This window comes from Micromonospora sp. MP36, from assembly GCF_008119785.1.
GTDB lineage: Bacteria > Actinomycetota > Actinomycetes > Mycobacteriales > Micromonosporaceae > Micromonospora.
On the sequence record NZ_VSFA01000077.1, the window covers coordinates 21,294 to 34,212 of the forward strand.

The 12,919-nt window shown below is 73.4% G+C and carries 13 protein-coding genes and 1 pseudogene; 7 read left to right on the forward strand and 7 right to left on the reverse strand.

Going from position 1 to position 12,919, the window contains the following annotated elements:
- Window positions 1-27 precede the first annotated feature (27 nt).
- The gene (locus FXF52_RS31050; RefSeq protein WP_148802154.1) at window positions 28-2,082 is read left to right on the forward strand and encodes a BTAD domain-containing putative transcriptional regulator; all 2,055 of its coding nucleotides are present in this window, start codon (window positions 28-30) and stop codon (window positions 2,080-2,082) included.
- Between the two features lie 55 nt (window positions 2,083-2,137).
- Here FXF52_RS31050 and FXF52_RS31055 read toward each other — a convergent pair whose 3' ends face one another.
- From FXF52_RS31055 to FXF52_RS31070, 4 genes are all read right to left on the reverse strand, one after another.
- Window positions 2,138-2,698, reverse strand: a complete 561-nt coding sequence (locus tag FXF52_RS31055) for an ATP-binding protein (protein WP_148802156.1) — start codon at window positions 2,696-2,698, stop codon at window positions 2,138-2,140.
- On the reverse strand, window positions 2,695-3,672 hold the full coding sequence (locus FXF52_RS31060) for a carbohydrate kinase family protein (RefSeq protein ID WP_148802158.1): 978 nt from the start codon (window positions 3,670-3,672) through the stop codon (window positions 2,695-2,697). Before FXF52_RS31060 ends, FXF52_RS31055 begins: the two co-directional genes overlap by 4 nt.
- A gap of 220 nt (window positions 3,673-3,892) precedes the next feature.
- Window positions 3,893-4,261, reverse strand: a complete 369-nt coding sequence (gene erpA / locus FXF52_RS31065; RefSeq protein ID WP_089005934.1) for an iron-sulfur cluster insertion protein ErpA — start codon at window positions 4,259-4,261, stop codon at window positions 3,893-3,895.
- Between the two features lie 165 nt (window positions 4,262-4,426).
- Entirely contained in the window at window positions 4,427-5,563 is a 1,137-nt protein-coding gene (locus tag FXF52_RS31070) for a glycerate kinase (protein ID WP_148802160.1), read from the reverse strand.
- Window positions 5,564-5,631: 68 nt separating this feature from the next.
- Here FXF52_RS31070 and nadA point away from each other — a divergent pair, with 68 nt between their 5' ends.
- The 3 genes from nadA to FXF52_RS31085 all read left to right on the forward strand — a co-directional run bounded on the left by nadA (window position 5,632) and on the right by FXF52_RS31085 (window position 9,061).
- Complete coding sequence (gene nadA / locus FXF52_RS31075) at window positions 5,632-6,807, forward strand: quinolinate synthase NadA (RefSeq protein ID WP_148802162.1); 1,176 nt, start codon at window positions 5,632-5,634, stop codon at window positions 6,805-6,807.
- A 157-nt stretch (window positions 6,808-6,964) separates the two neighbouring features.
- Window positions 6,965-8,377 carry a UDP-N-acetylglucosamine 1-carboxyvinyltransferase gene (gene murA / locus FXF52_RS31080; RefSeq protein WP_255472519.1) on the forward strand — a complete coding sequence of 471 codons (1,413 nt, stop codon included), beginning with the start codon at window positions 6,965-6,967 and terminating at the stop codon, window positions 8,375-8,377.
- 75 nt (window positions 8,378-8,452) lie between these two features.
- Window positions 8,453-9,061: a DUF3043 domain-containing protein gene (locus FXF52_RS31085; RefSeq protein ID WP_148802164.1), complete on the forward strand. Its 609-nt coding sequence runs from the start codon at window positions 8,453-8,455 to the stop codon at window positions 9,059-9,061.
- 52 nt (window positions 9,062-9,113) lie between these two features.
- On the opposite strand, the gene FXF52_RS31090 is transcribed toward FXF52_RS31085, so the two are convergent.
- On the reverse strand, window positions 9,114-9,422 hold the full coding sequence (locus FXF52_RS31090) for an AzlD domain-containing protein (protein WP_148802166.1): 309 nt from the start codon (window positions 9,420-9,422) through the stop codon (window positions 9,114-9,116).
- Window positions 9,416-10,210, reverse strand: a complete 795-nt coding sequence (locus FXF52_RS31095) for an AzlC family ABC transporter permease (RefSeq protein ID WP_148802168.1) — start codon at window positions 10,208-10,210, stop codon at window positions 9,416-9,418. Before FXF52_RS31095 ends, FXF52_RS31090 begins: the two co-directional genes overlap by 7 nt.
- Before the next feature lie 66 nt (window positions 10,211-10,276).
- On the opposite strand from FXF52_RS31095, the gene FXF52_RS31100 reads away from it, so the two are divergent.
- A complete protein-coding gene (locus FXF52_RS31100; protein ID WP_148802170.1) occupies window positions 10,277-10,837 on the forward strand; it encodes a helix-turn-helix domain-containing protein in 561 nt (186 codons plus the stop codon).
- 41 nt (window positions 10,838-10,878) lie between these two features.
- Here the strand turns inward: FXF52_RS31100 and FXF52_RS31105 are convergent, their stop codons facing one another.
- Window positions 10,879-11,847 (reverse strand): ATP-binding cassette domain-containing protein, encoded by a 969-nt coding sequence (locus FXF52_RS31105; protein WP_148802172.1) that lies wholly within the window; start codon window positions 11,845-11,847, stop codon window positions 10,879-10,881.
- Between the two features lie 98 nt (window positions 11,848-11,945).
- On the opposite strand from FXF52_RS31105, the gene FXF52_RS42595 reads away from it, so the two are divergent.
- Together FXF52_RS42595 and FXF52_RS42600 are read left to right on the forward strand one after the other, a co-directional pair.
- The gene (locus tag FXF52_RS42595) at window positions 11,946-12,281 is read left to right on the forward strand and encodes a helix-turn-helix domain-containing protein (protein WP_222870770.1); all 336 of its coding nucleotides are present in this window, start codon (window positions 11,946-11,948) and stop codon (window positions 12,279-12,281) included.
- 31 nt (window positions 12,282-12,312) lie between these two features.
- A pseudogene (locus tag FXF52_RS42600) lies at window positions 12,313-12,919 on the forward strand (RNA-guided endonuclease InsQ/TnpB family protein); the annotation flags it as partial.

Here is a 12,919-nt window from a genome sequence, read left to right on the forward strand (position 1 = left end):
CGGCTCCACATTTCCTACAATCGATCGATGTCCGACCGGCCGTCGCCCCTGCCAGAAGGACTCGAGCTGCGCATACTCGGTCCGGTGGAGTTGCTGCGCGACGGCGTTCCCGTCCCGCTGGCCGGGGTCAAGCCCCGCCAACTGCTCGCCACGCTCGCCCTCCGCAACCAGCGCACGGTCGGGGTGGAGCACCTGATCGAGGTGCTCTGGCCGCAGGACCCGCCCCGCTCGGCGGTGGCCAACGTGCACACGTACGTCCACGCCCTGCGCAGCCACCTCGGCGTGGCCCGGCTGCGCCGGCAGCCGCCCGGCTACCGGCTGCTGCTGGGCCCCGCCGAACTCGACGTGGCCCGCTTCGACGAGGACGAGCGGGCCACCGACCCGGCCCGGCTGGACGCGGCGCTGGCGCTGTGGCGGGGCGACCCGATGGAGAACCTGCCGCACTCGGCACTGTGGCGGCCCGAGGTGGAGCGCCTGGTCGAACGCTGGCGGCGGCTGCGGGAGCAGCGGGCCCGGGTACGCATCGAGTCCGGCGATCCGGCCGGGGCGGTCGCCGACCTGCGGGCGCTGGTGACCGAGGACCCGTTGCGGGAGGAGGCCTGGCGACTGCTGGTCACCGCGCTGGAGGCGACCGGCCGGCGGGCGGAGGCGCTGTCGACGTACTCCAGCGCCCGCCGCTTCCTGCTGGAGGAGTTGGGCATCGAGCCCAGCGAACCGCTCCGCCGGTTGCACCGCAGCCTGCTGACCGGTGGTGCGCCCGCGGCCCGGGCCGAGTCGCCCCGGTTGGACGGTGTCGCGGCCACCATGCTGCGCGGGTTCGCCCTGCTCAACCTCGGGCCCGCACCCGGCTGGGTGGCGGCGGCCCTGGTGGACCGGGACGACGCGCAGGCCGTACTGGACAACCTGGAGCTCGGCCGGCTGGTCCGCCGGGTCGGCCGGGACGAGCTGGGGCAACCGCGGTTCCGGCTGTCGATCGCGGCCAGCCTGCTGGCACCGGAGCTGCCCGAGCCGGCCGACGAGGCGATGCTGTGCCGGGTGCTCGGCGGCTACCTCGACCTGGCCGGGCGGGCCGCGCGGGGCCTGCCGGCCCAGGTCTTCGGTCCCGGGGTGAGCGTCGCGGCCCGCTGGCCGGTGCCGGCCGCCGCGGAGCTGACCAAGGATCCGGTCGCCTGGTTCACCGTCGAACGGCAGGCCCTGCTCGCCGCCGTCGACCTCGCCGCCCGGCTGGGCCGCTCCGCACTGGCCTGGGAGTTCGCGCACGCCATGCTGCCCTGGTGCGACCTCGGCGGCCACAGCGTCGAGTGGGAGCAGAGCCATCGCACCGCGCTCGACGTCTGCCACCGCACGGGGGACTTGCTCGGCGAGGCGGTGAGCCTGCGCGGGCTCGGGCAGCTGCACCTGTACCGCGACCATTACGGCGCCGCCGCCGAGGCGTTCAGCCGGGCCCGGCTGGCGTACGCCCGGCTGGGCAACACGTACGGCGAGGCGGGGGCCCTGGCCGGGCTGGGCTCCGTGCACCGGCTGCGCGGCGACCACGACACCGCGTACGACTGCTACCAGCAGGCGCTGGCGTCCTACCTGGCGGTCGGCGATCAGCACGGCCAGGCGTACGTGCAGGGCGCGCTGGCCCAGGTGTGGCTGGCCCGCCGGAACCCGGCCGAAGCGCTCCGCGCGCTGAACGCCGGCCTGCCGCTGGCCAGCGAACTGGACGACCAGCACCGGGTGGCGCACCTGTTGCACCGGCTCGGGCTGGTCCGGGTGGCGCTCGGCGAGGCGGTGGCCGCCCGCGACTGTTTCACCGCCGCGCTCGACCGGTTCAACGCCCTCGGCGACGCGCACGGCCAGGCGTACTGCCTCAGCGACCTGGCCGAACTGGAGCACGGTGACGCGGCGATCACCGGCCTCGGCCGGGCGCTGGAGATCTTCGAGCAGATCGGCGACCGCCGCGGCCAGGAGCAGACCGCCCGGCGCCTCGGTGAACTGCACCACGACGCCGGGCGGGGGCGGCTCGGCGACGCCTACCTGGCCGAGGCTCGCCGGCTGCGCTCCACCGTCGAGGACGAGATGACCCGGGCCGGCTGAGCGGCCCCTTCTCAACGCCTCGTGCAGAGCATCTTGTTGACACCCGCGGCGGGGGTCAACGGAGGTAGGCGAGGATGCCCGGCAGGGGGTCGGTGTCGACGGCGGTGTCCACCACCAGGCGGGGGCCGATGATCGGCTCGTACTCGGCCCGGCGGACCAGGGTCTGCTCCCAACTGGGCAGCTGCTCGTCGGGCAGCCGGGCCTCGACCCGGCGGCGGTGCTCCGCCTCGTCCCCGCAGTGCACCTCGATCATCCGCAGCGGCACGCCGGACCGCTCGGCCAGGTCGTGCCAGATTCCCCGGGCGCTGGCCACCGGGTTCACCGCGTCCACCACCACGCTCAGCCCGAGCCCGAGCTGCACCTCGGCCAGCCCGGCGACCGCGCCGTACACGGCCAGCTCGGGGACGTCGCCGACCAGCCCGTAGCGCTGCAGGGCCCGCTCCACCGGCTCGACCGGCAGGACCGGGGCGTGCAGGGCGGCACCGACCCGGACGGCGAGGGTGGTCTTGCCCACGCCGGGCAGCCCGGCGAAGGCGACCAGCACCGGCCCGCCCACACCGGGGCGGACCGCGTCGGGGGCGACCCCGCCGTCCGGGCCGGGTACGCCGGAGGTCACGGCAGCAGGTGCGGCCGGACGTCGTCGGCGGCCGCGTCCCCGTACGACTCGGCGAGCCGCTTGACGAACAGGTCAGGGCGAACCTGGTACTCCTGCGTGCCGACGGTCTCCAGCACGAGGGTGGCCAGCAGCGAGCCGACCTGGGCGGCCCGCTCCAGGCCCAGCCCCCAGGAGAGGGCGGCGAAGAACCCGGCCCGGAACCCGTCGCCGACGCCGGTCGGGTCGACCGCCTCGATCTCCCGGGCGATCGGCACGTGGATGGTCTCGAAGTCCCGGCCGGCGATCTCCGCGCCGTCCTTGCCCAGCGTGGTGACCCGGACCTTCACCCGGTCCAGCAGCTGCGCGTCGGTCAGGCCCGCCTTGCTCAGCAGCAGCGACTTCTCGTAGTCGTTGGTCATCAGGTAGTCGGCGCCGTCGATCAGCCCGAGGACGTGCTCGCCCTCCATCCGGGCGAGCTGCTGGGACGGGTCGGCGACGAACGGGTAGCCGCGCTCCCGGCACTCGGCCGAGTGGCGGATCATCGCCTCCGGGTCGTTGGCGCCGACCAGCACCAGGTCCAGGCCGCCGAGACGCTCCGCCACCGGGGCCAGCTCGATGTTGCGGGCCTCGCTCATCGCGCCGGCGTAGAACGAGGCGATCTGGCACATGTCGGTGTCGGTGGTGCAGACGAACCGGGCGGTGTGCGCCACCTCGCTGATGTGCACCGAGTCGCAGTCCACGCCGTGCCGCTCGAGCCACGAGCGGTAGTCGGCGAAGTCGGCGCCGACCGCGCCGAGCAGCACCGGGCGCAGCCCGAGCTGGGCCATGCCGAAGGCGATGTTCGCGGCCACCCCGCCACGGCGCAGCACCAGGTCGTCCACGAGGAACGACAGCGACACCTTGTGCAACTGGTCGGCGATCAACTGCTCGGCGAACCGGCCCGGGAAGCTCATCAGGTGGTCGGTCGCGATCGAGCCGGTCACGGCGATCTTCATGTCAACCCTCGTGGTCGGGAGCACGGCGCGGGTCAGCCTACCGGTCGCTCCGCCGGGGCGGACGGGGGTCGGTCGACAACCGGCCATACTCCGCACGTACGAAGGTCACCGCGCGGACACCTGCCGGCGGGGAAGACAGCACGGCGGGACCACCCGGTGAGGGGCGGTCCCGCCGTGTCCGTATGTCATCCGTCGGCCCGTGGGGCCGGCCGGCGTCGACTCAGCTGAACGAGTCGCCGCAGGCGCAGGAGTTGCCGGCGTTCGGGTTGTCGATGGTGAAGCCCTGGGCGTCGATCCGGTCGGCGAAGTCGATGGTCGCGCCGGCCAGGTAGGGGGCGCTCATCCGGTCGACGACGACCTCGACACCGTCGTAGTCGGTGACGATGTCACCGTCGAGCGACCGCTCGTCGAAGAAGAGCTGGTACCGCAGGCCGGAGCAGCCGCCCGGCTGCACCGCGACCCGGAGCCGCAGGTCGTCGCGGCCCTCCTGCTCGATCAGGGCCTTGACCTTCTGCGCCGCGACGTCGGTGAGGACGACGGTGCTGGGGGCCTTGGCCTCGGTCGACTCGGTCTGCGCTGGCGTGGTCACGTGGAAATCTCCCTGCGCGCTATGGGTCCGGACGCACTGGCCAACATTTCCCGTCGCCCAGTCATTCCCGGTGTGGTCCAGATCCGATCGTACGCCGCCCCGCGGTGCGTCACCTCCGGTGGCGTGATCCCTGCCGGGTGAGCCGCGCCGCAGGCCAGGCAGCGGTCACCGGCTCCACTGGCGGGCGAGTCGGGCGCCGAGCGCGCGCAGCCCCTCGGCGGGGCGGTCCATCGCCGCCGCCACCCCGCCGCGCTCCTCGCCGCCGAAGTGCTCCACCAGGCTGTACGCCTCGGTCACGCCCGCCGCGGCGGCCTCCCGCCGCCCGGTACTCACCCGTCCCGCCAGCACCACGCAGGGCACGCCCCGGTCCCGGGCGGCGTTGGCCACCCCGGCGACCACCTTGCCGCGCAGCGACTGGTGGTCGAAGGAGCCCTCCCCCGTGACCACCAGGTCGGCCGCGTCCAGCGCGGCGTCCAGCCCGATGGCCCGGGAGACCAGCCCGATGCCGGACTCGCACCGGCCGCCGAGGGCGAGCACCGCCGCGCCGAGCCCGCCGGCCGCCCCGGCGCCGGGCAGCCCGGCGAACCCCGGCGGGCAGCCGGGCAGCTCGCGTTCCAGCACCCCGGCCCAGCGCTCCAGCGCGGCGTCCAGCAGCAGGACGTCCTCCCGGGTGGCGCCCTTCTGCGGGCCGTAGACGTTGCTTGCGCCGTGCAGCCCGAGCAGCGGGTTGTCCACGTCGGTGGCGGCGACCAGGGTGACGCCGCGGACCCGGGGCGCGCCGTCCAGCGCGGCCACCGCGGCCAGCGCCGCTCCGCCGTACGGCAGGGCCCGGCCCGCCTCGTCCAGCGCGGTGACGCCGAGCGGGATCAGCATCCCGGCACCCCCGTCGTTGGTGGCGGAACCGCCCAGCCCGATCACCAGGGTCCGCGCCCCCGCCTCGACCGCCGCGGCCACCAGCAGCCCCAGCCCGTACGAGGTGGTCGCTTTCGGGTCGCGCTCGGCGGCCGACAGCAGGTGCAGCCCGCACGCCTGGGCGCTCTCCAGGTAGGCGGTGCCGTCGTCGGTGAGCAGGATCTCACCGGCGGCGGGGCGGCCGAGCGGGTCGACGGTCGGCACCGGCAGCCGCCGCCCGCCGAGCGCCTCGGCGAGCACGGCGACGAACCCGGGCCCGCCGTCGGCGAGCGGCCGGAGCAGCACCTCGTCGTCGGGCGCCACCGACCGCCAGCCCTCGGCCACCGCGGCGGCCACCTCCTGGGCCGGCAGCGTGCCGGCGAACTTGTCGGGGCAGAGCAGCACGCGCATGGCGAGCAGTGTGGCAGGCCACACCGACGGCGGCCGTACGCCGGTGGCGCTGTGGGACCATGGGGGGCGTGACTTCGACCTGGGTTGAGCCCTCCAACACCGCCACTGCGCTGCTGCTCCTCGGCCGCGGCAGCGACCCCGCCACCGAACGTGGCGTGGAGTGTCCGGGTGACCTCCCCGCGCCGAGTGACCCGGACCTGGTGGCCCGGGCGGCGGCGGCCAAGGCCGCGCTCGGCACGAAGGTCTTCGTGCTCGGCCACCACTACCAGCGCGACGAGGTGATCCAGTTCGCCGACGTGACCGGCGACTCGTTCAAGCTGGCCCGGGAGGCGGCGGCCCGCCCGGACGCGGAATACATCGTCTTCTGCGGCGTGCACTTCATGGCCGAGAGTGCGGACATCCTCACCTCGGACCGCCAGCGGGTGATCCTGCCCGACCTCGCCGCCGGCTGCTCGATGGCCGACATGGCGGTGCTGTCGCAGGTCGAGACGGCCTGGGACGTGCTGACCGAGCTGGGCGTGGCGCAGGACACCGTCCCGGTGACCTACATGAACTCCTCGGCGGACATCAAGGGCTTCGTCGGCCGGCACGGCGGCGTGGTCTGCACCTCGTCGAACGCGAAGCGGGCGCTGGACTGGGCGTACCAGCAGGGGTCGAAGGTGCTCTTCCTCCCCGACCAGCACCTGGGCCGCAACACCGCGGTGCTGGAGATGGGCTTCTCGCTGGATGACTGCGTCCTCTACGACCCGCACAAGCCGAACGGCGGGCTGACCCCGGAGCAGCTCCGCGACGCGAAGATGATCCTGTGGCGCGGGCACTGCTCGGTGCACGGCCGGTTCACGCTGGACAGCGTCAACGACGTCCGAGAGCGGGTGCCGGGGGTCAACGTGCTGGTCCACCCGGAGTGCCGGCACGAGGTGGTCACCGCCGCCGACTTCGTGGGCTCGACCGAATACATCATCAAGACCATCGAGGCGGCCCCGGCCGGCTCGGCGTGGGCGGTCGGCACCGAGCTGAACCTGGTCCGCCGGCTGGCGCTGGCCCACCCGGACAAGCAGATCATGTTCCTGGACCGGGCGGTCTGCTACTGCTCGACGATGAACCGGATCGACCTGCCGCACCTGGTGTGGGCCCTGGAGGAGCTGGTGGCCGGCCGGGTGGTCAACCAGATCACGGTCGACCCGGACACCGCGCACCACGCCCGGGCCGCGCTCGACCAGATGCTGGCACTCCCCGGCGCTTGATCACCCTCGGTCACATCACTGGCACGGAAACGCACGGGACACCCCGGTTCGTGCCCTCGCTGGTGATGTGACCGATTCCATTTTCGTCACGGAGGGCTATGCTGCCGGGGCGACGACACACGCGGGCGGTTTTCCCGTGGCCGCATTGCGGGTAGCGATGCACATCGTGAGCCCCGACCATCTGCACGGCAGTACCAACGCGCTGGAGGTTGCGTTGACCGACGACGTCCTGGTCGTTCACGGAGGCACTCCGCTGGAAGGGCGGATCCGCGTGCGCGGCGCGAAGAACCTCGTATCCAAGGCGATGGTCGCCGCCCTCCTGGGTGACACCCCCAGCCGGCTGTTCGACGTGCCGCGGATCCGGGACGTCGAGGTGGTCCGCGGGCTGCTCGGCCTGCACGGGGTCAAGGTCAGTGACGGCGAGGAGGACGGCGAACTCGTCTTCGACCCGTCCAACGTCGAGAGCGCCAGCACCGACCAGATCAACGTGCACGCCGGCTCCAGCCGGATCCCGATCCTGTTCTGCGGCCCGCTGCTGCACCGGCTCGGCCACGCGTTCATCCCGGACCTGGGCGGCTGCCACATCGGTCCGCGCCCGATCGACTTCCACCTCCAGGCCCTGCGCGAGTTCGGCGCGACGGTCGACAAGCGGCCGGAAGGGCTGCACCTGTCCGCCCCGAACGGGCTGCACGGCACGAAGTTCGCCCTGCCGTACCCGAGCGTCGGCGCCACCGAGCAGGTGCTGCTCACCGCGGTGATGGCCGAGGGCGTCACCGAGCTGCGCAACGCCGCCGTGGAGCCGGAGATCATCGACCTGATCTGCGTGCTGCAGAAGATGGGCGCGATCATCAAGGTGCACACCGACCGGGTGATCGAGATCCAGGGCGTGCCGAAGCTGCACGGCTACACCCACCGGCCGATCCCGGACCGGATCGAGGCGGCGAGCTGGGCCGCTGCGGCGCTGGCCACCCGCGGCCACGTCGAGGTGCTGGGCGCCCAGCAGGCCGACATGATGACCTTCCTGAACATCTTCCGCTCGGTCGGCGGCGAGTACGAGGTGACCGACCTCCGGCCACCGCGGGCCGGGCAGCCGGGCCAGGAGGGCGGAATCCGGTTCTGGCACCCCGGCGGCGAGCTGAAGTCGGTCGCCCTCGAGACCGACGTGCACCCGGGCTTCATGACCGACTGGCAGCAGCCGCTCGTGGTCGCGCTGACCCAGGCCCGCGGGCTGTCGATCGTCCACGAGACGGTCTACGAGCAGCGGCTCGGCTACACCACGGCGCTCAACTCGATGGGCGCCAACATCCAGGTCTACCGGGACTGCCTGGGCGGCACCCCGTGCCGCTTCGGCCGCCGCAACTTCAAGCACTCGGCGGTGATCGCCGGCCCGAGCAAGCTGCACGCGGCCGACCTGGTCATCCCGGACCTGCGGGCCGGTTTCAGCCACCTGATCGCGGCCCTCGCGGCCGAGGGCACCTCCCGGGTGTACGGCGTCGACCTGATCAACCGGGGCTACGAGGACTTCGAGGCCAAGCTGGCGGACCTGGGCGCACACGTCGAGCGTCCGTAACATCACACCGTCTTTCTTCGCGCCCGGTGCACCCGCGATGTGCACCGGGCGCGGCCGTTTGGCTACCCTTCACGAGTGCCGTCGCTGTTTCGTCGTAAGCCCGCCGACCTCGTCGAGGAGTCCGTCACCACGGTGACGACCGACGAGGCACCCGCCGCTGCCCGTTCCCGGGGCTACACCCCGAGCAAGAAGGAGCTGGGCGTGGCCACGCCGAAGCGGCCCACCGCCGGCCGCCGGCCGGGCGCGCCGACCAAGCCGCTGACCAAGGAGGAGGCGCGGGAGCAGCGCCGGGCGGCCCGCGCCGAGGCGGCGGCCGAGTTCCGCCGCGAGGGCGGCCCGCGCGACCGGGGCCCCGAGCGGCTGCTGGCCCGCAACGTGGTGGACTCCCGGCGTACCGTCGGCACCTGGTTCTTCGGCGGCGCGCTGATCGTGCTGCTCGGCTCCAACCAGGCCATGCCGCCGATCGTGCGGCTGATCTCCAACCTGCTGTGGGGCGCGCTGGCGCTCGGCCTGGTGATCGACTCGATCCTGATCTCCCGCAAGATCAAGAAGCTGGTCCGCGAGCGCTACCCGAAGAGCACCGAGAAGCTCGGCTCGCTCTACTTCTACGCGATCATGCGGTCGATCACCTTCCGCAAGATGCGTGCCCCCGCGCCCCAGGTGAACATCGGCGACAAGATCTGACCCGTCCCGGCCCCGGCCCGGCCCCTTCCCGCCCAGGCGGGGAGGGGCCGGGTCATGCCACCCCGAGCAGGCGCAACAGCGCGGTCGTGCCGGCCGCCGCGACCACGACCAGCACGAAGGGTGCCCGCCGCCAGGCGAGCGCCAGCCCGACCAGCACCCCCGCGGGCCGGGCGTAGCCGGCGAAACCGCCGGCCTCGGTCAGCGCCGCGGTCGCGGCGAGGGCAGCCAGCAGGGCGGCGGCGCCGACCGGCAGCAACTGCCGGGACCACTCGGGCAGCTCCAGCCGGTCGCGCAGCAGCACCCCGGTGACCCGGAAGCCGTACGTGCCGACGGCCAGGGCGAGGATCACGGCGATCAGCACGACGCCTCCCCGGCCCGGACGACCTGCCCGGCGTCGTCGGCGCCGCTCGGCGCGACCCCGTCCTTCTTCCCCGAACCCGCCGGCGCCGTCCCGTCGGGCACCGAGTCGGCGCCGGCTGCACGGCGGCCGCGGAGCGCCGGCACGACCACGGCGGCGAGCGCGAGCAGCACCGGCATCCCGGCCGGCAGCAGCGGAGTGGCCAGCACCGCCAGCCCGGCGCCGGCCAGCGCGACCCGGCGGGTGTCCCGGTCGCGCAGGCTCGGCAGCAGCAGGGCGGCCAGGCCGGCCGGGAAGGCGGCGTCGAGGCCCAGGGCGCCGGGGTCGCCCACCGCGCCACCGGCGAGCACGCCGAGCAGGGTGCCCGCGTTCCAGGCCAGGAAGAGCAGCGTCCCGGCGAGCCAGAACGCCCGCCGTCGCCCGGGTCCGGCCGGTCGGGCCAGGGCGAAGGCGGTCGCCTCGTCGGTCATCAGGTGGCTGCCGAGCAGCCGCTGCCAGCGCCGCTGACCGAGGGTGCCGCCGAGGGCCAGGCCGAACGGCAGGTGCCGGGCGTTGAGCAGCAGGCCGGCGAGGACCGCGGCGAGCGGGCTGCCGGCGGCGACCAGACCCACCGCCATGAACTGTGCGCCCCCGGCGTAGAGGAACACCGACATGGCGAGGGCCGCCCAGGCCGGCAGCCCGGCGGCCACCGCCACGGCGCCGAACGAGGCGCCCACGGCGACCATGGCCGCCCCGATGGCGGCGACGTCGCGGAGCACGCCCCGATCGCCCGTTCGATATGCCGTACGCATGTCCATTATCCTGAACGTGACAGCGCGCGTTCGTCAAACCGAACAAACCGACCTCTGGAGCGAACAATGGCCGCCGACCCCGCTCCCCCGCTGGCCACCATCGCGGCCGCCCTGCGTCGCGAGCGCGACCGGGCCGGGATCTCGCTGACCGAACTCGCCCGCCGGGCCGGCATCGCCAAGTCCACCCTGTCGCAACTGGAGTCCGGGGTCGGCAACCCGAGCGTCGAGACGCTGTGGGCGCTGGGCGTGGCGCTGGGCGTACCGTTCAGCCGGCTGGTCGAGCCGCCCACCGCCGCCGTCCGGGTGATCCGCGCCGGCGAGGGTCCGCGGATCCGCTCCGAGCACGCCGACTTCTCCGCCACGCTGCTCGCCGCCGGCGCCCCGCACGCCCGCCGCGACGTCTACGTGATGGAACTGGAGCCCGGGGCGGTCCGGGTGGCCGAGCCGCACACCCCGCGCAGCGTCGAGCACGTCGTGGTCGCCGCCGGGCGGATGCGCGTCGGCCCGGAGTCCGACCTGGTCGAGCTGGGTCCGGGCGACTACGCCACGTTCTCCGGCGACGCGCCGCACCGGTACGAGGCCCTGGCCCCGGGGACCTTCGCGGTGCTGGTGATGGAGCACCCGTGAGGCACCTGCCCGGTAAGCCGTAGCTTCCCGGTTGCGCCTCCTCACGCGATCTCGACTGGGGCGCGGTAGAGCCGGGCCACGACCTCCTCGATGTCCGGCTCGACGATCGCGATGTCGCGCAGCGCGGCCAGGCCGGCCAGCCCGGCCACCACCTCGGCAACGGTCGCCGACTCCAGCGCGAACACCAGCCGGTGCCCGTCCGCCTCCACCCGCTGCAGCGGCGCGCCGGGCAGCGCCGGCGGCTCGGGCAGCGCGGTGTCCAGCTCGGCGACGACCATGCGGCGGGAGCCGTACCGGCTGTGCAGGGCGGCGATCGAGCCGTCGTGCACCACCCGGCCGTGGTCGATCACCACGAGGCGCCGGCAGAGCCGCTCGATGTCGGCCAGGTCGTGGGTGGTGAGCACCAGCGTGGTGTCGCCGGCCCGGCCCAGCTCGGCCAGGAAGCCCCGGACCGCCTGCTTGCTCACCACGTCCAGCCCGATGGTCGGCTCGTCGAGGAAGAGCACCTCCGGGCCGTGCAGCAGCGCGGCGGTCAGCTCGCCGCGCATCCGTTGGCCGAGGGAGAGCTGCCGGACCGGGGTGTCCAGGAACTCGTCGAGGTCGAGCAGGCTCCGGCACCGGGCCAGCCGGGCCGCGTGCTCGCCCGCGGGCACCCGGTAGACGTGCCGGAGCAGCTCGAACGAGTCGCGCAGCGGCAGGTCCCACCACAGCTGCGAGCGCTGGCCGAAGACCACGCCGATGCGCAGCGCCAGCCGGGTCCGCTCGGCCACCGGGCGCAGCCCGCACACCCGGGCCTCCCCCGCCGACGGCATCAGCACGCCGGTGAGCATCTTCAGCGTGGTCGACTTCCCCGCACCGTTCGGGCCGATGTAGCCGAGCATCTCGCCGCGCTCGACCCGCAGGTCGACCCCGTCGACCGCGGTGACCGTCCGCCGCTCCCGGCGCAGCCGCCCGACCTTCACCCGGACGGTGAACTCCTTGCGCAGCCCACTCATCTCGATGACGCTCATCAGAATTGCGGCGTGTAGACCCGACCGTTTAGGGCCGGGAGGAAACGCCGCTCCCTCCGTTCCCATGGTTGTCTTACGTGGACGGTAAATTGTGAGGCGTGGGTGATGTGGTGAAGCGGGCGTACAAGTACCGCTTCTACCCGTCCCCTGAACAGGCTGGTCAGCTGAACCGCACCTTCGGGTGCGTGCGTCTGGTGTACAACCGGGCGTTGGAAGCCCGTACCCGGGCGTGGGCGGTGGACCGCCAGCGCACCACGTACGTGCAGTCCTCGGCGTGGCTGACCGAGTGGAAGCGCACGCAGGAGTTGGCGTTCCTGAACGAGGTGTCCTCGGTGCCGTTGCAGCAGACGCTGCGGCACCTGCAGGCCGGGTTCGCGGCGTTCTGGGACAAGCGGGCCCGGTACCCGAGGTTCAAAGTCCAAGCGCAAATCTAGGGCGTCGGCCGAATACACCCGCTCCGCATTCCGCTGGCGTGACGGCCGGCTCACTCTAGCCAAGATGACCACCCCGCTGGACATCGTGTGGTCGCGGCCCCTGCCCGCCGGGGTGGAGCCCTCCACGGTCACCGTGTCCCGCGATGCTGCGGGCCGCTGGTTCGTGTCCATTCTGGTGGAGGACCAGACGGTGCAGCCGCTGCCGCCGGTCGCTGGGGAGGTGGGTGTGGACGCGGGTATCACCAGCCTGCTCACCCTGTCCCACCCGATCAGCGGGGTAAGCGACGAGCAGGGGAAGGTGGCTAACCCGCGGTACGGGCAGGCCGACCGGCGGAAGCTGGCCAAGGCGCAGCGGGACCTGGCCCGCAAACAGGAGGGCTCCGCGAACCGGGTGAAGGCCCGGCTCAGGGTGGCTCGGATTCATGCCCGGATCGCCGACCGGCGTCGGGACCACTTGCACCAGCTGACCACTCGACTCGTCCGTGAGACCCAAACGGTCGCGATCGAAGACCTCAGCGTGCGCAACATGCTCCGCAACCGCCGCCTGGCCCGCGTCATCTCCGGCGCGGCCTGGGGTCAGTTCCGCAGCATGCTGGAGTACAAAGCCGACTGGTACGGGCGTGAGGTGATCCCCGTCA